Raw genomic sequence first — 20,776 nt, forward strand, 5'->3', positions numbered from 1 at the left:
ATCCTCGGCAGTTTGATGCAGATGCATCAAACTAGATGCACACGCATGGAACTGTCAAGATTCATGCAATTGCATGGATCACGGACGCGCGATCACTCCGCCGGTCATCGGAAACGGCACCCCGGTGGTGGTGGGATAGCTCAGCGGCAGGCCCTTCATGCCGCGCACCGCCAGGAAGCCGAATGCCTGGGCCTCGATCGCGTCAGCCGACCAGCCCAGCGCATCGGCCGATTCGACGCTCGCCGGCGCGACGCGCTCCCGCAGCATCCGCATCATGGTATGGTTGCGGGCCCCGCCGCCGCACACGATCCAGCTCGCCGGCGGCTTCGGCAGCAGCGGAACGACGCGGGCGATCGCAGCCGCCGTGAACGCCGTCAGGGTCGCGGCCCCGTCCGCCGGCGTCACATCGCCGAGCTTCAGCGCGGCGAAATCGTTGCGGTCGAGCGATTTCGGCGGCGGCAGCGCGAAGAAGGGCATGTCGAGCGCGCTCGTGATCCAGGCCTCGTCCGGCCTGCCCTGCTCCGCCACGCGGCCATCCTGATCGAACGCCTGGCCGGTCGTGCGGTGCATGAAGTCGTCGAGCAGCGCATTGCCCGGACCGGTGTCGCAGGCGATCAGCACGTCGTCGCCATCGATATAGGTGATGTTGGAGACGCCGCCGATATTGACCACGGCGATCGGCCCGGGGCGTGACAGCGATTGCGCCAGGGCACGGTGATAGACCGGCACGAACGGCGCGCCCTGCCCGCCGAAATCGACGTCGGCGGCGCGGAAATCGTGCATCACCGGGATATGGACGGACTTGGCGAGCGCGGCGGCATCGCCGATCTGCACCGTCAGGCGGCGTTCCGGGCGGTGCAGCACGGTCTGCCCATGGAAGCCGATGATGTCGATGTCCTCAGGCTTGAGCCGGTGCTGCGCCAGGAACGCGGCGATCGCCTCGGCGTGCGCCACCGTCACGGCGCGCTCGGCATCGCGTACCCGCCCGGGACGCGCCTCGCGCCGCTCGATCTGCACCGCATCGGCGAGCGCCTCGCGCAGCAGGCTGCGCTCGGCGGCGCCATAGGCCCGGTAGCCCGTGGGGCCGAGCCTCTTGATCTGCCGCCCGTCGGTCTCGATCAGGGCCACGTCCACCCCGTCGAGCGAGGTGCCACTCATGAGGCCAAGTGCGGTCAGAATCATTGCAGTCGAACCCGAAAACCCTGCCCTGCTTGCCAAGTACGGCCGATTTGAGGTCCCGCCCGGGCCGCGCCCATGCTTGTACAAGCCCGGCGCATCTTATAATGCCACAACGCCCGTATCCGCGGCATGTGCCCTACCGCACCCCGCCGCGACAAGCGGTCAATACCGTAAACAAATGCTCAGAGTCGCCGACAATGACTGGCTTCAAGTCTGATTTCCTGAACGTGCTGCAGAGCCGCGGATTCATCCATCAGTGCTCGGATTTCGAGGGCCTGGATGCGCTCGCCGCCAAGGGCCAGGCGACCGCCTATGTCGGCTATGACTGCACCGCACGCTCGCTGCACATCGGCAACTTCCTGACCATGATGATGCTGTACTGGCTGCAGCAGACCGGGAACAAGCCGATCACCCTGATGGGCGGCGGCACGACCATGGTCGGAGATCCCTCCGGCAAGGACGAGACCCGCGCGATGCGCACGGTCGAGGAGATCGAGGCCAACAAGGCCTCGATCCGCGGCGTGTTCGCCAAGGTGCTGCGCTACGGCGACGGCGCGACAGATGCCATCATGCTCGACAACGCCGAATGGCTGACCCAGCTCAAGTGGATCGAGATGCTGCGCGACATCGGCCGGCACTTCTCGGTCAACCGCATGCTGACCATGGACTCGGTGAAGCTGCGGCTCGAGCGCGAGCAGGAGATGAGCTTCATCGAGTTCAACTACATGGTCTGCCAGGCCTACGACTTCGTCGAGCTGGCGCGCCGCACCGGCTGCCGGCTCCAGATGGGCGGCTCGGACCAGTGGGGCAACATCGTCAACGGTGTCGAGCTCGGCCGCCGCATGGGCACCGAACAGCTCTTCGCGCTGACGACACCGCTGCTGACCACCGCCTCGGGCGCCAAGATGGGCAAGACCGCGCAGGGGGCGATCTGGCTCAATGCCGACCAGTGCAGCCCGTATGATTTCTGGCAGTACTGGCGCAACACCGAGGACGCCGACGTCGTCAAGTTCCTCAAGCTGTTCACGACGCTGCCGCTGTCGGAGATCGAAAAGCTCGGCGCGCTCCAGGGCGCCGAGATCAACGAGGCCAAGAAGGCGCTGGCGGATGCGGCGACCACGCTGCTGCACGGCGAAGAAGCGGCGCGGACCGCGGCCGAGACCGCGCGCCGCACCTTCGAGGAAGGCGCGATCGCCGAGAACCTGCCGACCGTCGAGGTCGCAAAGGCTGAGCTCGACGCGGGCCTCGGCGTGCTCAATGCCTTCGTCAAGGCCGGCCTCGTCGCCTCCAACGGCGAGGCGCGGCGGCAGATCAAGGGCGGCGGCCTGCGCGTCAACGACGTCGCGGTGACCGACGAAAAGATGGCACTGACGCCGGCGGCGCTGACCAGCGAGGGCGTGATCAAGCTGTCGCTGGGCAAGAAGCGCCACGTGCTGGTCAAGCCTGCATAGCCGCATTCGTTTTTGCCTGCTTGTCAGGGAACGCCGAAAGGCGCTCCCTGACGGTATGACGATCAGCGCGCCGCAAGAGCCTGCGCAAGCCGAGGAAAGCCCGACAGCTCGACCACGAACGCACTTGGCGTTCGTGGTGCTGGGCCTGTGCTTCGCGCTGTCGGTGCTCGGCCGCGGGCTGGGAGAAAGCTTTACCGTCTTCCTCAAGCCGATCTCCGACGGCTTCGGCTGGGACCGCTCCGAGGTGGTCTCGATCTATTCGCTGACGGCGCTCGCCGGCGGCCTCGCCGCGCCGCTGATCGGACGGCTGTTCGACCACACCGGGCCGCGCGCCGTCTATGCGCTCGGCCTCCTGCTGCTCGGCACAGCCTTCACGGCCGCGGCGCACGCGCGGGCGCTGTGGCAGTTCCAGATCAGCATCGGCCTGTGCGTCGGCATCGGCATCGCGCTGATCGGCAACGTCCCCAACTCGATCCTGCTCGGCCGCTGGTTCGGCAAGAAGCTGCCGACCGCGATGGCGGTGATCTATTCGGCGACCGGCGCCGGCGTGCTGATCCTGCTGCCGGGCTCGCAACTGCTGATCGACGCCATCGGCTGGCGCAGCACCTATCAGGCGTTCGGCGCTGCAGCCTTCATTCTGCTGGTGCCGCTGGCGTTGCTACCGTGGCGGCTGTTCGCCGCCGGCGCGCCTCACATCACCAGGCCGATCAGCGACGAGCTCGCTGATGACGCCTGGACGTTGTCGCGCGCGCTGCGCCACCACGCCTTCTGGGCGCTGTTCTCGACCTTCTTCTTCACCGCCATCGGCATGTATGCGATCGCGCCGCAGGTCGTCGCCTATCTGATCGATGCGGGCTTTGCGCCGCTGCAGGCGGCCACCGCCTGGGGCTTCTCGGGCGTGGTGCTGCTGTTCGGCATGCTCGGCGTCTCCGCGCTCGACGGGCTGATCGGGCGGCGGCCATCCGTGCTGTTCTCCTACGCCGTATCGATCGCAGGAATCCTGATGCTGTGGGCGCTGCAATTTGCGCCGAACATCTTCCTGCTCACCGGCTTCGTCGTCTGCTTCGGCAGCATGATCGGCTCGCGCGGGCCGCTGTTGTCGGCCACCGCGATGAAGATCTTCCGCGGCAGGCGACTCGGCACCATCTACGGCACGATCACGATCGGCAGCGGGCTCGGCTCGGCGCTGGGATCGTGGAGCGGCGGCGTCATCCACGATCTCACTCACGGCTATGATGCCGTCATTCTGCTCGCGCTCGTCAGCGTCGTCATCGGCATGGTCCCGTTCCTGGTCGTTCCCGCCCTTCGCACGTAGTTGGCGCACGGTCCAAATACGGTGTGCTTGCGCGCGCCGAGTGCCGCCCGTCCACATAGTGGACGGCGCGCAACGACCACGCATTCATGATTAGTAAGCAGCTTGATGATAGTTGTTTCGGCAACAAGAACGAAGAGGACGCCGTGACACTGCTCAGCCGCATGAAGTTCCGTACCAAGCTCGCAAGCATGGTGATCCTTGCGATCGCGACGGTGATCGCGATCGTGGCCGTTTCCGGCTGGCTCAGCCGCGCGCGGATGCTGGAAGACCGCATCACCCAGATGCACACCGCGGTGGACCTCGTCTACGGTCTCGCAGAGACGCTGCAGACGGAGGTCGCGGCAGGAAAGATGTCGGTGGACGAGGCCAAGAACAAGTTCCGCTATCTTGCGCGACGAATGACGTTCAACAACGGCCAGGGCTATCCGATCGCCTACAACGCGGCAGATTCGGCGCTTCTGCTGAATGCCGCCAACGAGAAACTGGAGGGCAAGATCCTCGGCACCAAGGACGCCAACGGCGTCATGATCGCCGATGCGCAGATCAAGGCCGCGCAGCAGAGACCCGAAGGCAGCACGACCTCCTACCTCTATCCGCGGCCCGGCCAGACCGAGCCGCTGCGGAAGGTCGTCTTCGTCCGCGCCTTCGCGCCGTGGAACATCGTCATGAGCTACGGGCTCTATGTCGACGACATCGAGGCGGACGTCTATGCGCTGCTGATGCGGCTCGCCGGCATCGGCGCGGCGCTGCTCGTGCTGCTCGGCATCCTGTCCTTCCTGATCTCGCACAACGTGGTCGGCGGGCTGCATCGGCTGAAGGATCGCATGCAGGACATCGCCGGCGGGCGGCTCGAGCAGCCGGTCGCCGAGACCGAACGCGGCGACGAGATCGGCCGCATGGCCGAGACCCTGGAGGTACTGCGCAAGACCGCGATCACCGCCCGCATGCTGGAGCATGAGCAGGCCGCATCCAAGCAGCGCAGCGAAGCGGACAAGCGCGACGCGCTGATCGCGATGGCCGACCGCTTCGATGCCTCCGTCGGCCAGCTCGTGGCCCTGATGGCGTCCGGCGCCGGAGAGCTCGAGGCCACGGCGAAATCGATGACCGGCACCGCCGAGAGCACCAATGCGCGCGCGACCGCCGTCAGCTCCGCCGCGACTGAAGCGAGCTCGCGCGTCCAGACGGTCGCCACCGCCGCCGAGGAATTGACCTCGTCGATCACCGAGATCAGCCGTCAGGTCGCCCAATCGGCCGAGGTTACCGGACGCGCCGTCGAAAGCGCGCGCCATACCGACGGGATCGTCCGCGCCCTGGCCGACGGCGCCAAGCAGATCGAGCACGTCGCCGAGCTGATCTCCAGCATCGCGGGCCAGACCAACCTGCTGGCGCTCAACGCCACGATCGAGGCCGCGCGCGCCGGCGAAGCCGGGCGCGGCTTCGCGGTGGTCGCAGCGGAGGTGAAGAGCCTGGCCAGCCAGACCGCACAGGCCACGCAGGAGATCGGCGACCGCATCGCCCAGATCCAGAACGCGACGCGGGAAGCGGTCGGCGCGCTCGACGGCATCACCCTGACCATCGAGGAAGTGTCCGCGATCGCGGCCACGATCGGATCTGCGATCGAGGAACAGGGAACGGCCACCGCGGAGATCGCGCGCAACGTCACCCAGACCGCGCAGGCCACCCGTGAGGTCACCGCTAATATCGGCGGCGTCTCGACCGCAGCCAACGAGACCGGCGGCGCCGCGAGCCACGTGCTGATCGCCGCCGGCAACCTCTCCAAGCAGGCCGAGCAGCTCTCCCGCGAGGTCGACACCTTCCTTGCTGGCGTCAGAGCGGCCTGACCGCATCGATCCGCTCTGTTGACGTCGCCGACGCGACGGCCGGCAGCATCAATTGTTCGGCGGCAGCTCCGCCGGCGGGTATTGCTGCTTGCCGGTATTGAAATCCATGATCTTGCGCGTCACGCCCGGCAGCATGGCCGAGATCGGATTGATGCGCACCACCGGCTGGCTCGGCGTGCCGACGACCTCGTAGGTCACGCCGAACAGACCTTCATTGCTGCCGCCGAGGAACAGGCCGACGATCGGGATCTGGTTGAACATGTTGTTCAGCCCGTACAGCGGCACGATCGTGCCGGAGGCGCGGACCTGGTTGACGTTGTAGTCGATGCTGCCCTCGATGGTCAGGCCGAGCGTCGGCCCCTTGACCACGCCGTCGCGGATCGAGAGCAGCCCGTTCTGCCGCGTGAACTCTGCGCGCAGCATCGTGAAGGCGATGCCCTGTGACGCGCCCTGGGCCGCACCGGAAGCGGCGCGGTCCAGCGCCTGCTCACCCCTGACGGTGAAGTTGCGAACGATCGCGAGGCCTTCCTTGGGGCTGGAATCGGCCGTCGGCGGCTCCATCGCCAGCTCCAGCTCGCCGCCGGCCATCTTGGAATAGGTGTCGGCAAAGCGCAGCAGCGCACCTGCATCGTTGGTCACGAGATAGATCACCTCGCGGCCCTGACGGCGCGCACGCGGATCAGAGCTGGGCGCCTCGCGGCCGACGCGGATGTCGGCGGTGACCGGCGTGTCGCGGCCGACCTTGCCGGTCAGGTTGAAGCTCTTGAAGGCGCCGCCGCGCCGGGAGAGCTTGACGTCGACGCTGCGCAGCGCCTCGCCGTTGAAGCCGGCGACGGCGCCGAGCTTGACCTCGGCGTCGAAGTCGAGGTTCGAGCGCGCCTTGTTCTTGTCGGCGTCCTTGTTGGTCCCGGAGATGGCGGACTTCAGGAAGCCGCGGCCGTCGAACACGTCGCCGCGCATCGACAGCTTCAGCACGCCGTCCTGGCCGCGCTCGGCCTTGAGCTGCGTCTTGTCGCCTTCCGACGGCGAATAGGTCGGGAAGTTGGCGTTCATCAGGTCGCCGTTCTGGTCGACTTCCAGCGAGCCCTTGATGGAGACGCCACCGCCTTCGATGTTGATGTCCTCGAAGCGGGTCGACTGCTGCTTGGCGACCACGTTGAAGGTGGCCTTGCTCGCCTTGCCCGGATTCTTCACCCAGCCCGGCAGCAAATTGTCGAGCTTGAGCTGGGTCAGATCGGCCTCGACACCGAGCCGGCTGTCACGATCGGCGGAGCCCGCGATCTTGCCGTTGAGCTTGAGCGGCACGTTGCCGGTGATCGCGGTGCCCAGATCCATGCCGAGCCGGGCGCGGCTCGCATCATCGAGGATCGCCTGCATCTTGATGTCGGCGTCGCCCTCGGTCGGCTTGCGATAGTCGAGCGTGGCCGGCTGGCCGTTGATCTTGACGTCGCCCTTCACCTGATAGCCGGCCGTGTTGGCCACGATCTTGAGCGTGTTGGCCTCCAGCTTCTGGTTCATCACCAGCTTGTCGGCGGCAAAGCCGTTGAGATCGGCCGTGACCGCGTAGCTGGTGTCGGCCTTGGTCAGTTCGCCCTTGACCGGCATCGCGAGATTGACGCTGGCCTGGAACGTTCCCTTGGTCTGGTTGGGATCGATCGGCATCGACGACAGATCGTTGAGCCGGTCGGAGGCGAGGATCTCGGCGGCCGCGGCGACCTGGCCCTCGACGCGCATGCGCACCCGCGACGGCGACGGCTTCGGCGCCATGTCCGGCACTTCGAACACCACGTCGGAGAAGTTAAGCTTGCGCCCGGCCGGCGTATCCGCGACGCCCTGCCCGATCGTCACCGTCGCGGTGCGGCCGGTGACATGCGCCTTCACGTCGGCATCGCGCACCGACGGCAGGCCGTCGACCGGATGCACGGTGACATTGGTGGCGACGATGTTGACGTCGAGACCATCGTCGGGAATCGGCGGCCCCTTGCGCGGCAGGTTGCGCGTCGGCGAATTGACCGCGACGTCGATCCGCTGCACCGAGCCGCGCTCGATGCGCTCGATGATCCAGGCCCGCACCTCCGGCACGATCAGCGCCGGCCAGATCCGTTTCATCGCCAGCGCGGGCATCGGCGTCGCGGCGAAGCCGAGCTTCAGCCGCGGCTCTCCGGCATACTCGACGCTGCCGGTGCCGGCGACGCCGATTTCACCGTTGGACACCTCGGCCTGCGTCAGCAGCACGCGCTTGCCCTCGGTGTCGAAGCGGAAGTTGATCGAGATGCGGTTGAAGATCAGCGGTGGCTCGTTTTCGATGGCGCCGAGCAGAATGGTGCCGCCGTTGAGACCCAGCCGCCAGTCGTTCGCGGTGTCGTTCGGCGGCTCGAGATTGGCGTTGAGCGTGATGCGGTTGGCGCCAGAGATCACCTTCAACGGCGCGATCAGCACGCGGCGTCCGGCGTCCCATTCCATGCTGATCTCGGCGGAATCGATCGCCATCGGATAGTCGGGCGTATCGGTGTCGATGATCTTGCCCGCGCCGATGTTGATCTTGCCGCGCAGATAGGTCGGCAGCCCGTCGCGCGCGAGCTCGCCCTTGATCTCGCCGGTCATGGGCAGGTCCGCCATGTAGGTGAGATCCTTGAGTCGCATCGCCAGCAGGATGTTGCTGGTGGAAACCTTGTCAGCCTTGATGTCCACCGTGCGCACGCCGTTGGCCTGGGGCCCGACCAGAATGCGCAGCGACCACGGCCTGGCGCCCTCTTCGCCGAGGCTCAGCGCCACCCCGCCGCCGGACGGCCGGCGGAGGCTGAGGCTGATGTTCTCGAACGTCCATTTGTTGCCGCGCTGCTGGTCGTCGACGACCAGCACGCCGTTCTTCAACCCGATCTCGTTCAGGTTCTGGCCATCGAGCCCGGTCAGGCTGAGGCTGTCGAGCCAGTCCAGGCCGGCGAGCAGGCCGTTCGGCGCGGCGGTCGCCGGCAAAGTCGAAGTGGCCGCCGACGGCAGCGGGCCGGCCTGCGGTCCCGGTGCACCAGGCGATGGCGCGGCCTGTCCCGGCCGCGGGAATGTCGGCGGCAGGCCGGCATCGCGCTTGGAGGCGACGCCCGTCGCCAGCGGCTTGTTGGTCTCACCCGTCGACACCGTGACGGTGCCGTCCGGCGTGATGCGAATCGCGAGCTCGGCGTCGACCAGCTTGAGGCTTTCGGCACGCAGCTGGCCCATCAGCAGCGCGGCGCCGGACAGCCGCACCTCGGCTTTGGGCGCGCTGGCGACGATGGCGTGATCCTGATCGCGCACGATGATGTCGCGGATCCGGACCGCGATCCTGATCCGGCCGGCGCGCTCGATCTGAGTGCCGCCGACCTCGACGGTGTTGCCGTGGCCGATATTGTCCTCGATCGCCGCCGCGAGCCATGGCGTCGCTATGTCGAGGCTGATCGGGCCCGCACCGAGCCGCAGCCACAGGCCGGCAAATCCGAGCCCGACGAGCAGCATGAGCGATGCCAGCGTGATGACGACCCGCTTGGCCACCCGGCCGCCCGGCAGACGCGGGCGCGCCCCGCCGAATCGACCGGTGCTCCCGCTCGAATCGGGCCGCGACAACAGGCTCCGGGCGCGCTGCCCGACCATCTCGTCGTGCTCGGCGGCAGCCTCATACTGGTCGGCCACATCCCAGTCGGCCTCATCCCACTGCTGGCCCTGGGTGTCCGCTTGCAGATGGGGCCGCTGGGGTGATGTCTGTCTTGCCATTGCCTCTCGGTGCCGGCCCCTCGTGTCCGAAATAGTCGTGCCAATCTGGCCTCGGCCAGATTGGTCGCCGGTGTGGCCCCGCCCGTTCACGCAGCGCGCGTGCTCACTGCCGGCAGGAGTCGATGCCCCAATGATCCCGTCACGCTTCGGCGGGTGCTGTCAACACGCCCGCTGGCGCTTCGCCGGCGGCGCGGACGACGCGCGGAATCCTCGTCACTATACCCCGCCGCCGTCAGGTTTGCCCACCTGCTCGCGCCAGCGGACCGGCGCCTCTCCACCGCCGGACGAAATTTGTGGCGGGGACGTCTGATCCGGAGACGGTACGAGAGTCGTCATTGCACTGTGCTCAACTGCGCTGGTGCTCACGCCTGCTGGTAGCCATGATCTTCGCTTCATCGCAAGAGGCGCAATCCCCTGCGCGCCGCGAAGCACGGATGCCAGATCGATCCCGGGACACCGGACAAGAACCGAGATACTTTCATTTTTGAGCCGCCGAAAGCGACGAAAGGAAGGCGTATGTCGAAGGAATCACGAAAGAAATCCTCCAACCCGGCGTCCTACGGGACGATTGACGGGAACCGGCTCGCCACCGCGGCCAAGAAGGCCACCAAGAAGACGGCCAAACCGGCCGTGACGAAAGCCGCCAAGACGACCTCCGCCAAGACGCCGACCACCAAGACGCCGACCACGAAGGCCGCCGCTGCGAAGGCCAAGCCCGCGGCGCCGGCTGCCAGCGGAACGGGCCTTGCCGAGGGCGCCAAGGCACCCGCGTTCAAGCTGCCGCGCGATGGCGGCGGAACCGTCTCGCTGGCGGACTACAGCGGCCAGAAGCTCGTGCTGTTCTTCTATCCCAAGGCCAATACGCCCGGCTGCACCAAGGAGGCGATCGACTTCACCCGCCTGTCGAAGGACTTCGCCGCTGCCGGCGCCGCAGTGCTCGGCGTCTCCGCCGATTCGGTCAAGGCGCAGGACAATTTCCGCGACAAGCACGATCTCGCGGTACCCCTGATCTCGGACGAGAAGCATGAGATGCTGGAGGCCTACGGCGCCTGGGGCGAGAAGTCGCTCTATGGCCGCAAGTTTCTCGGCATCATCCGAAGCACCGTCTTGATCGGCGCCGACGGCCGCGTCGCCAAGGTGTGGCGCAACGTCAAGGTCGACGGCCACGCCGACGCGGTGCTGGCGGCGGCGCGCGCGCTCTGAGAATGCGCCGGAGAGCGTTGGGGGAAAATTAACCATGCAGGGGTCAAATCGCTCCCGTAAATGACGCCGCTGGAACGACGATCTCCAGCCGGCGCGGGAGTGCCGATGTCGTATCGTTCCGGCCATCACGCCGAATATCCCCAGCACCATCCTCATGACCGCGGGCACGCCCACCATCATCGGCGCGCACCCGCCAGCCATCCGGCGCCGGTCGCGGCCGCATCGCAGAGCGACTACACGCTGGTGCATGCCGGCAAGCAGGTGCGCATCGGCCCGGTGGTGTTCTGGATCGTGGTCGGCACTGTCAGCCTGCTCGGGCTGTGGTCGGCGGCGACTGCGACCTATTTCGCGTTCCGCGACGACGTGTTGACGCGGCTGATCGCGCGCCAGGCCGAGATGCAATACGCCTATGAGGACCGCATCGCCGAGCTGCGCGCCAAGGTCGACCGCGCCACCAGCCGGCAACTGCTCGACCAGGAGCAGTTCGACCAGAAGCTCGACCAGATCCTCAAGCGCCAGACCGCGCTCGAGGGACGTGCCACCGCGCTCGGCAGCATGCCCGACATCACCGGCTCGATCCGCGCCCCGGCGCGTGCGCCGGTCGCGATCGAGCCGCCATCGGCGACAGCCGCGCCAAAACCGTCGCCGATCAGCGACACCGTGATCTTCACCGCGCCGCCGGACCGCGAGGCCCGGCTCGAATCGCGCAGCCCCGTGATGGCGAATGCGCAGCCCAACCCATCGACCAAGCTCGCCGGTGTCGACAACGTGCTGACGCGGCTGACGCGCTCGCTCGACCAGGTCGAGGCGCGGCAGGTCGCGATGCTGTCCTCGGCCGAGGAGACGCTGGAATCGAAGCTGCGCCGGATGCGCGGCGTCATCATCGATCTCGGCCTGGACATGGGCCAGCTCGAAGCGGCCGCGCCAAAGGGCGGCATGGGCGGCCCGTTCGTTCCGGTCAAGCTCGGCGCCGAATCCGGTCCGTTCGAACGCCAGCTCTACCGCATCAACATCACCCGCGCGCAGGTCGAGAAGATGAACCGCACGCTGTCGCTGGTGCCCTATCGCAAGCCGGTGATCGGCGAGGTCGAGTTCACCTCCGGCTTCGGCGTGCGCTCCGATCCATTCCTCGGCCGCCCCGCGATGCACACCGGCCTCGACTTCCGTGCTGCCACCGGCGATCCGGTCCGCGTCACCGCCAACGGCAAGGTGGTGAATGCCGGCTGGGCCGGCGGCTACGGCCGCATGGTCGAGGTCGATCACGGCAACGGCCTCTCCACCCGCTACGGCCATCTCTCCGAAATCAACGTCAAGGTCGGCCAGCAGGTGAAGATCGGCGACATCATCGGCGAGGTCGGCTCGACCGGCCGTTCGACCGGCCCGCATCTGCACTACGAGACCCGCATCGACGGCGAAGCCGTCGACCCGCAGAAATTCCTGCGCGCCGGCGTGCGGCTGAGCGCCGGGTAAGATCGCTCATCCGGCAAGCCGACGCGCGACCAACGCGCAACGGCATTGCGCGATCGCAATTGGTGCTGTTCCGCAGACATGCTAAGCATGCTGCGGGGATTTCAGGGCCGTGCGTCGCATTTCATCACACAGCAAACATCTGACGGGCGCCGTCGCCTGTGCGATGGCCTATGTGCTGGCGCTGCAGGTCACGCTGGCGGTGAGCCTGAACGCCTGGCTGCCGCCGAGCTTCGCCTTCGTATTCGGTGAGATCTGTCACGAGCGAATCGACAACGCTCGAGGGGGCGCCGACAGCTCGGAAGCGCCGGCTGCGGCGTCAGCGGCGCATTGTCCGCTCTGCGTCACCCCGGCTTTCGCACTGCTGCCGCCGCCCGACGCACCCACGGTCAGCCTCCGGCGCGTCCTTGGCGTTGCGTTCGAACCGATCGCGCCCTTGTGGCGCGCGACTGCCGAGGTCGACGCCGGGCACCGGGCGCGCGCGCCACCTCGGCTCGCCTGAGCGGCGGTCGCCGCATCTTCAGACACATCGCTGCGCCACATGCCGCCTCCGCTCTCACGGAGCCGCAGCGTGATGGCACGCACATCTTGGCATCATCAGCCGGGCGCCGTTGGCGCGTGCCCAGTTCCCGATCTCATCCGCAGATATCTGCGCAGCATCCTCCAGAGTTCTCCATGTCGAACGTCCTTTCAGGCTCAAAGCCGCCCACTGCCTCTTTACCTCCGCGACCGATGTCGTCGGCGCTGCTCGCGGCGACAGCCTTGCTGTGCTCCGCCGCTGAACCCGCCAGCGCGCGCCCCGCGGCGTCGCTGCCGACCGTCACCGTCGACCCCGCGCGTCAGCACACGGCCAAGCCTCGTCCCCGGCCTGCGGCAAGCCGCGAGACTCACGCACCGGCCCCACACGCCACGGAAGCCGCCACGCAGCAGAAAGACACCGGCCCAACAGCTGCAAGCCGCACGCTGCCGCCGCAGGCCGGCTTCGAGCGCGGTCTCTCCTCGAGCGATTCGGCAGGCCTCGTCACCGACCTGCCGGGCGGCGCAGCCTGGGGCGCCGGCGGCGTCTCCAGCCTGCCCGCGATCAACGGCATGGGCGCCGACCGGCTCCAGGTCGCGATCAACTCGATGCTGATCTCGCCGGCCTGCCCGAACGAGATGAATCCGCCGCTGTCCTTCGTCAATCCGGCGATGATCGCAAAGATGCGCGCCTATCTCGGCATCGGCCCGGCCTCGGTCGGCGGCGACTACATCGGCAGCCGCATCGATGTCACCACCGCACCGCCCGCCTTCGCGGCGACCGACGGCTGGATCGCCAGCACCCGAATCGCCAGCTTCTTCCGCAGCAACGGCAACGACTATGGCGTCGATGCGACGGCCACGGCCGCCAACCGCGACACCAGCGTCACCTACACCGGTGGCTGGGTCAGGTCCGGCAACTACAAGGCCGGCGACGGCACCACCGTGAAGTCGACGCTGTACGAGACGCAGAACCACGCCATCAGCATCTCCAAGCGCAGCTTCGGCAACCTGTTCACGTTCCAGGTGGGCGGCCAGTTCATCCCCTACCAGGGCTATGTGAACCAGTACATGGACATGGTCTACAACCGCGGCCTGTTCGCCAACGGCCGCTACGAAGGCACGTTCGACTGGGGCCTGATCGAGGCGTCCGCCTTCGTGCATCAGATCCGGCACACGATGGGCTTCATCGCGCCCGACAAGGTCGCCTCGATGCCGATGGACACCAAGGGCCTCGACGGCGGCTACGCGATCAAGGCGACGCTGCCGGTGTCGGGCCAGGACCTCCTGCGCGTCGGCAACGAGCTTGCGCTCAACCGGCTCGACGACTGGTGGAGCCCGGTTGCCGGGTCGATGATGATGGGGCCGAACAGCTTCATCAACATCAACGGCGGACAGCGCGACCGCATCGGCACCTTCGTCGAATGGGAGCGGCACTGGGATCGGCAGTGGACGTCGATCGTCGGCCTGCGCAACGACATCGTGCGGATGAACACCGGCAACGTCTCGGGCTACAACGCGATGATGTACGGCGCCGATGCCGCGGCGTTCAACGCCGCCGACCATGCCCGGACCGACGTGCATCTCGACGGCTCCGCGCTCGTCCGCTACGAGCCCGACGCGATCAGCCAGTTCGAGCTCGGCTTCGCGCGCAAGACGCGCTCGCCGAACCTGTATGAGCGCTACGCCTGGTCGACCAATGCGATGGCGATGCAGATGATCGGCTGGTTCGGCGACGGCAACGGCTATGTCGGCAACCTCGACCTCAAGCCTGAGAAGGCGCACACCGTGAGCTTCACCGCCGGCTGGCACGATCCGGCGCAGAAGCTGTGGGACGTCAAGGTGACGCCCTATGCCAGCTACGTGCAGGACTACATCGACGTCGACCGCTGCAAAACGGCGAGCTGCCTCGCCAGCAACCCCGCCAACCTGACGACAAATACCGGCTTCGTCTATCTGCAGTTCGCCAACCACGACGCCACGCTGGTCGGCGTCAATGTCGAAGGGCGCCTGACGGTCTGGGACGACCTGACCTACGGCCACGGCCAGATCCGTGGCCTGATCGGCTACGTCAGGGGCTACCGCACCGACGGCGTCGACCTCTACCACATGATGCCGGTCAACGCGAAGCTCGCGCTCGATCATCATCTCGGCGGCTGGACCAATTCGGTCGAGCTGCAGCTCGTCGGCTCCAAGAATGTCGTGAGCCAGGTCCGCAACGAGCTGACCACGCCGTCCTACGCGCTGGTCAACCTGCGCACCGGCTACCAGTGGCAGCACGTGCGGCTCGATCTCGGCGTCGACAACCTGTTCAACCGGACCTATGACCTGCCGCTCGGCGGCGCCGATCTGGTCGACTATCAAGTGGTGTCGATGATGGGCTCATCCGCGGCCTACGGCTACGCCGTCAAGGGCCCTGGCCGGTCGCTGAATGCGCGGCTTAGCGTGAACTTCTGACGACGTGCCGGCCCGCGGCGCGAACACCGCGGGCCGGCATGTCTCAGGAGGTTTCGAGCGCGTCGAGGAATCGCGACAGGTCCTCCCACAGATCGCCCGGCTCCTCCAGCCCGATGCTCAGCCGCACCAATCCCTCCGCGGCATTCCATGCGCGCACCGTGCGATCGGCCGTGACATCCATCGGCGCAATCAGGCTGTGGGTGCCGCCCCAGGAGGCGCCGATGGCGAACAGACTGAGATGTCCGAGCGCCGGATAGATCCGCGCGGTAAACTCCGGCCTGATGACGACGCTGAACACCGTGCTCGCAGCCTTGAAGTCGCGCGCGAAGATTTCGTGGCCGGGACAGGACGGCAACGCCGGATGCAGCACGCGCGCGACCGCCGGCGACTGTTGCAGCAGCTCGGCAAACTCACGCGCGACGCGTCCCGAATGCGCCATGCGGACTCCCATGGTCTCGATGCCGCGCAGCGCCAGCGCCGCCTCATCCGGCGACACGCCGATACCGAGCACGCCCAGCACGTCCTTGAGCGCCTTGCGCAAGCTCAGGTCCTTGACGGTGATCGAGCCGAGCAGCAGGTCGGAATGACCGCCGACATATTTGGTCAGCGCCTCCACCGCGAAATCGACGCCATGCGCCAGCGGCTTGAACAACAGCGGGCTCGCCCAGGTGTTGTCGCAGCCGGTGAGCACGCCGCGCACCTTTGCGGCCCGCGCGATGGCCGGAACGTCCTGCACCTCCATCGTTCCCGAGCCCGGCGATTCCAGCCAGATCAGCTTCGTGCTGGCATCGATGAGATCGCTGATGCCGCCGCCGATCAGCGGGTCGTAGACCTCATGCGAGATCCCGCGCGCGGCGAGATAGTTCGCGCACAGATGACGCACCGGCGGATAGACGTGATCGGGGATCAGCACCTTGTCGCCGGGCTTGAGCACGGCGAGCATCGTGATCGCGACCGCGGCCTGTCCAGACGGGACCAGCACGGTGCGCTCGCCACCATGCAGCGCGCTGATCTGCGCCTCCAGGGTCCGCGTCGTCGGCGTGCCATGCAGGCCATAAGTGTAACCGTCGAGACCACGCTCGGCGCGCCGCGCAAAGTCCTGCGGCTCGTCATAGACGATCGTCGAGGCGCGATGGGTCGGAACCGCCAGCGACTTGAAGCCGTCGTGCGACACGGCGGGGTGCTGAACGCAGCGGGTGAGATCGTGCATGGAAACCTCGTGAGACAATGCTGACGGCCATCTTAGCGCAACGGCGCGAGCAGCGCGCTCAGGTGCAAGCACGTACAGAAGTCAAAATCCTTTGTGCTGCGCAGCTAGCGCTTCGCCGGCAGCACGAACACCTGGCCCGGATAGATCAGATCCGGCCGGCGGATCTGCTCGCGATTGGCGCGGTAGATGACTGCGTAGCGCGTACCTTCGCCGAGGAGACGGCGGCTGATGTGCCACAGGCTGTCGCCGCGCGACACGGTGATCGTCCTCGCGCCGCTGCGCGCGGGTGAAGCGGCAACGTCCTTCAGGTCGGCCGGCGACGCGGACGCAAGCTGCGTGCGCGCGCCGGGAGCACCGCCGCTTCCCTGCCCCTGCCCCTGCCCCTGGCCCGCGGCCGCTGGCAGCGAGGCCGTAGTCAGCGCCTCCGGCACCTTCAACGGCACCTCGGCCCGCGCCTGCACGGCGCCGGTCTTGGCATCCACCTCGTCGAGCCGCAGCCGGTCCTTGCCGGCCCAGGCGGCATCCTTGATGGTCGTCGCGACGCGGCCATCTGCACCGGCCGTCGCGGTGTCGACCAGCCGGTCGTTGAGATAGATCCGGACGGTGGCCCCGGGCCGTGCGCGGCCGCCGACGCGCAGATTGCCGTTCGGCTCGAAGTCGACGGCCTCGACCGCGACCGCCAGCGGCACCGATGCGGCCGGCTTCGACAGCACGCGTGTCGGCTGGTCCGGCGCGATCACCGCGACGGTGGCCGGGCGCTTGCCGGCCTCGACCACCACCGCGACGCTCTGCTTGGACGAGATCTCGCGGCCGTCCGGCTGCTTGGCCCGCAACGTCAACTCGAACGTCCCGGCGGGCAGCGGCGGCGGCACCATGGAAAATTGCCCCGAGCGATCGGCCACCACTCGCGCATGCGGCTCGCCGTTGCGCAGCAACTCGACAGTGGCGCCGGGCGCCGCACGGCCGGCAACGACGGTGTCGCCCGACGGCTCCACGCTGACGACGTCGAACGACGGCCCATCGCTCTCGGCCGCCGGCGGCGCCACCGGCGCCAGCAGCGAAGCCAGTCCGCTGGCCTGTTGCTGCGCGCTGGCGAGCGCTGCCGCGGCTTGGCTCGCGCCGCCCTTGTCTGCCGCACCCGGCTCAGCCGCCGCAGCGCGCTGCGGAGCAGCGGGCGGACCGTCTGTCGGAGCGCTAGGCAGGGTCGCGCCAGTCCGGCTCGCAGACGTCCCCTCACGCTTGAAGATCGGGAGGTCGAGACCGAAGCCCTGCGCGAACGCAATGGCCAGGCCCGCGATCGCGAGCGCCGCAACGGCGCCGCCACCCCAGATCAATCGTCCGCCGTTTCCGATGCTCATGCGGTGATCCGTCCTGTGCAAACGAGGCGCGGAGACGACGGCTCCGTCAGCGGGAATCTTGCTTTGCACATAGCATCATACAGGGCGGAATGCCATTGCCCCCGCGGCTGGGGGCAGCGATCGAGCCGCCCAACTTCCCAGTCAACTTGCGAGGTGTGACTTCCCCGCGCATCGGCAAAGCGCCAATCAGCCGCGAGCCCGCAGTGTCGAACCAGGCCCCCGTTGCAGAGCATGTCTGAGAATGCGGCAGAGCCCGACAATCACAAACTTTCCTATTTCTTTTTTCCAGAAGTCGTGTATGATCCGCGCATCCCGCCTCGTTGCGAGGGGCGTACGCGTCGTCACGGACGTTGGGGCGGGATGCGGTGGACGTGGGCTGCGATGCACGACGGGCATGGCGGCCGCGAACGATGAAGTCGCGTGGTCCTGACCTCCCGATGCTGAGGCCAAGTTCGTGCCGGTGCAGATGCGCTGGTGCGGATGACGGGGGCAAGAAAGCCCGGTCCCCGGGGAGATCGCGTATAAATCGTTAAAACCATCGCGCAGGGAATGCCGGTTACGGCTTTGCCTGTGGTACCTGCCGCCTGCATTTTTTTCGCAGGCGGGCCATGGGTGAGGCCTTCACCCGGCATTCCCTGCGCCCTCGTCTCGAGGGCTCGCTGCCGAAAGCTCGGACGCCCGTGCGTCACGAGGGATTTCGCATGCTCTATTGCTGATTGTTTGAGCCGGTATCCGGCCCTCCAACGATCGCAACGCACAACGCGTAGTCCTACGGTGCCTATCTTTTACGCAACATTTAACGATTGGACCGCCTTCTCGCGATTGTCCGAAGTTCAAATTCCGAATCCGATTCAATGGGCAGATGGAGTTCATACCGTGCGCAAGAATCTACCCGTCACGACCCATGAATACCCGATCACCGATGAGACGCTGATCGTCTCGCGCACCGATCTGAAGGGCAAGCTGACCTATTTCAACGAGCAGTTCGTCGATGCCGCCGGCTTCACTCCCGACGAGCTGATGGGCCAGCCGCACAACATCATCCGCCATCCCGACATGCCGGAGGCGGCTTTCGCCAACCTCTGGGACACGCTGAAGCAAGGAAAGCCGTGGGCCGGCGCCGTCAAGAACCGCCGCAAGAACGGTGACTTCTACTGGGTGCAGGCGACCGCGTCGGCCATCCGCGAGAATGGCGAGATCACCGGCTACACCTCGATCCGCACCAAGCTGCCGGCTGAGCAGCGCGCCGAGGCCGAGAAGGTGTACGGGCTTCTCAACCAGAACAAGGCGCAGGACTACACCATCAGCGCGGGCATCATCCGCCGCCGCTCGGTGTTCGACCGCCTGTCGCTGTTCACGGGTACGCTCAAAGCGCGCCTGACGACCTTGGCCGCGGTGCTGGGCGTGTTCATGTTGATCATCGGCGCAGCCGGCCTGATTTCGACCCGCTCCACCAATGTCGCCATGAAGTCGCTGTACGAGGATCGCACGATTCCGCTGGCGCAATTGTTCGAGATCAACGATCGCACCTTGCAGAACATGTCGTCGCAACAGTCCGCGGCGGCGAACGGCAAGGCCGGAAAGCCGATTGACGGCATCAGGGCGCTGGTGGACGGAAACAGCGCCAGGATCACCAAGGTCTGGGCCGACTACATGGCGAGCTACCTGACCCCGGAGGAGAAGATTGTCGCCGATGCCTTCGCGATCAGGCGCAAGGCCTATCTGGAGGAAGGCATCAGGCCAGGCCTGGCTCTGCTCGAGCAGGGCAAGTTCGACGAAGCGAGCCAGCATATCGCCACCAAGGGGCATGATCTGTTCGAGGCCGCCAAGCACGAGCTCGACAAGCTCGTCGAGATCCAGGTGAAGGAAGGCAAGGCGCTCTACGAGGAGGCCGAGAGTCAATATCTGGTGGTGCTCGCGATCATTTCGGTGATGATCCTGGCGGGCATCGGAATCGGCGCCACGTTCAGCCTGCAGAGCATCCGCGCGGTGCTGCGGCCGCTCAAGGTGCTCAACGACGCGATGCAGAACATCAGCCAGGGCAAGCTCGACAACCGCATTCCGGTAGAGCGCGACGACGAGATCGGCGAGGCGCTGCGCAACCTGCAGACCGTGCAGGCCATCGTCCGCTTCAACAGCGAGGAAGTGAAGGCTGTGCAGCACTCGGCCGAGGTCAAGCGCAAGGCCGGAATGAACAAGCTCGCCAGCGAATTCGAAAGCGCGATCGGCGGCATCGTGCAGACGGTGTCCTCGGCCTCGTCCCAGCTCGAGACGTCCGCCGGCACGCTGACCTCGAACGCGACGCGCTCGCAGGAGCTCGCCACCACCGTGGCCGCCGCGTCCGAGCAGGCCGCGACGAACGTGCAGTCGGTCGCCTCGGCCACCGAGGAGCTGACCTCGTCGGTGACCGAGATCAGCCGGCAAGTCCAGGAATCGGCGCGCATCGCCAACGGCGCCGTCGATCAGGCGCGCACCACCAACGACCGCGTCAACGAGCTGTCGAAGGCGGCCGCGCGGATCGGCGACGTGGTCGAGCTGATCAACACCATCGCCGGCCAGACCAACCTGCTGGCGCTGAACGCCACCATCGAGGCGGCGCGCGCCGGCGATGCCGGCCGCGGCTTCGCGGTGGTTGCGTCCGAGGTCAAGGCGCTCGCCGAGCAGACCTCGAAGGCGACCGGCGAGATCGCCCAGCAGATCTCGGGCATCCAGGCGGCGACGCAGGAATCGGTGTCGGCGATCCGGGAGATCAGCACGACCATCGAGCGGCTGTCGGAAATCTCCTCGACCATCGCCGCCGCCGTCGAGCAGCAGGGCGCGGCGACGCAGGAGATCTCGCGCAACATCCAGGAGGCGTCGCGGGGCACCACCGAGGTCAACACCAACATCGTCGACGTCCAGCGCGGCGCCTCGCAGACCGGCTCCGCGTCGGGAAGCGTGCTGTCGGCGGCGCAGTCGCTGTCGCAGGAGAGCGACCGGCTGCGGCAGGAGGTCGACAGATTCCTCGACAACGTGCGGGCGGCCTGAGCCGCCCC

12 protein-coding genes are annotated in these 20,776 nt (G+C 67.1%); 8 read left to right on the plus strand and 4 right to left on the minus strand.

Features of this window, described 5'->3' with window-relative positions; all coding sequences use genetic code 11:
- Nucleotides 1-78: 78 nt before the first annotated feature.
- Nucleotides 79-1,182 (minus strand): anhydro-N-acetylmuramic acid kinase, encoded by a 1,104-nt coding sequence (locus QW845_RS02865; protein WP_315800137.1) that lies wholly within the window; start codon nt 1,180-1,182, stop codon nt 79-81.
- Nucleotides 1,183-1,376: 194 nt separating this feature from the next.
- Between QW845_RS02865 and tyrS the strand changes: the two genes are divergently transcribed.
- From tyrS to QW845_RS02880, 3 genes are all read left to right on the plus strand, one after another.
- Nucleotides 1,377-2,630, plus strand: a complete 1,254-nt coding sequence (gene tyrS, locus QW845_RS02870) for a tyrosine--tRNA ligase (protein ID WP_315800138.1) — start codon at nt 1,377-1,379, stop codon at nt 2,628-2,630.
- Between the two features lie 55 nt (nt 2,631-2,685).
- Complete coding sequence (locus QW845_RS02875) at nt 2,686-3,945, plus strand: MFS transporter (RefSeq protein ID WP_315800139.1); 1,260 nt, start codon at nt 2,686-2,688, stop codon at nt 3,943-3,945.
- A gap of 143 nt (nt 3,946-4,088) precedes the next feature.
- Entirely contained in the window at nt 4,089-5,786 is a 1,698-nt protein-coding gene (locus tag QW845_RS02880; RefSeq protein ID WP_315800140.1) for a methyl-accepting chemotaxis protein, read from the plus strand.
- A 48-nt stretch (nt 5,787-5,834) separates the two neighbouring features.
- On the opposite strand, the gene QW845_RS02885 is transcribed toward QW845_RS02880, so the two are convergent.
- Nucleotides 5,835-9,530 carry a DUF3971 domain-containing protein gene (locus QW845_RS02885; RefSeq protein WP_315800141.1) on the minus strand — a complete coding sequence of 1,232 codons (3,696 nt, stop codon included), beginning with the start codon at nt 9,528-9,530 and terminating at the stop codon, nt 5,835-5,837.
- Between the two features lie 516 nt (nt 9,531-10,046).
- Here QW845_RS02885 and QW845_RS02890 point away from each other — a divergent pair.
- The 4 genes from QW845_RS02890 to QW845_RS02905 all read left to right on the plus strand — a co-directional run bounded on the left by QW845_RS02890 (nt 10,047) and on the right by QW845_RS02905 (nt 15,173).
- Nucleotides 10,047-10,733: a peroxiredoxin gene (locus QW845_RS02890; RefSeq protein WP_315800142.1), complete on the plus strand. Its 687-nt coding sequence runs from the start codon at nt 10,047-10,049 to the stop codon at nt 10,731-10,733.
- A 105-nt stretch (nt 10,734-10,838) separates the two neighbouring features.
- Nucleotides 10,839-12,203 carry a M23 family metallopeptidase gene (locus tag QW845_RS02895; protein WP_315800143.1) on the plus strand — a complete coding sequence of 455 codons (1,365 nt, stop codon included), beginning with the start codon at nt 10,839-10,841 and terminating at the stop codon, nt 12,201-12,203.
- A 109-nt stretch (nt 12,204-12,312) separates the two neighbouring features.
- On the plus strand, nt 12,313-12,702 hold the full coding sequence (locus QW845_RS02900) for a hypothetical protein (protein WP_315800144.1): 390 nt from the start codon (nt 12,313-12,315) through the stop codon (nt 12,700-12,702).
- A gap of 230 nt (nt 12,703-12,932) precedes the next feature.
- A complete protein-coding gene (locus tag QW845_RS02905) occupies nt 12,933-15,173 on the plus strand; it encodes a TonB-dependent receptor (RefSeq protein WP_315800145.1) in 2,241 nt (746 codons plus the stop codon).
- Nucleotides 15,174-15,216: 43 nt separating this feature from the next.
- Here QW845_RS02905 and QW845_RS02910 read toward each other — a convergent pair whose 3' ends face one another.
- Nucleotides 15,217-16,383, minus strand: a complete 1,167-nt coding sequence (locus QW845_RS02910) for a trans-sulfuration enzyme family protein (protein WP_315800146.1) — start codon at nt 16,381-16,383, stop codon at nt 15,217-15,219.
- A gap of 104 nt (nt 16,384-16,487) precedes the next feature.
- Nucleotides 16,488-17,741 carry a LysM peptidoglycan-binding domain-containing protein gene (locus tag QW845_RS02915; RefSeq protein WP_315800147.1) on the minus strand — a complete coding sequence of 418 codons (1,254 nt, stop codon included), beginning with the start codon at nt 17,739-17,741 and terminating at the stop codon, nt 16,488-16,490.
- Nucleotides 17,742-18,617: 876 nt separating this feature from the next.
- Here QW845_RS02915 and QW845_RS02920 point away from each other — a divergent pair.
- Nucleotides 18,618-20,768, plus strand: coding sequence for a PAS domain-containing methyl-accepting chemotaxis protein (locus tag QW845_RS02920; RefSeq protein WP_315800148.1), 2,151 nt, complete (start codon nt 18,618-18,620; stop codon nt 20,766-20,768).
- Nucleotides 20,769-20,776 lie beyond the last annotated feature (8 nt).

Origin of the sequence: Bradyrhizobium sp. SZCCHNS3002 (genome assembly GCF_032377435.1) — a bacterium.
In the GTDB taxonomy this organism is placed as follows: Bacteria; Pseudomonadota; Alphaproteobacteria; order Rhizobiales; family Xanthobacteraceae; genus Bradyrhizobium.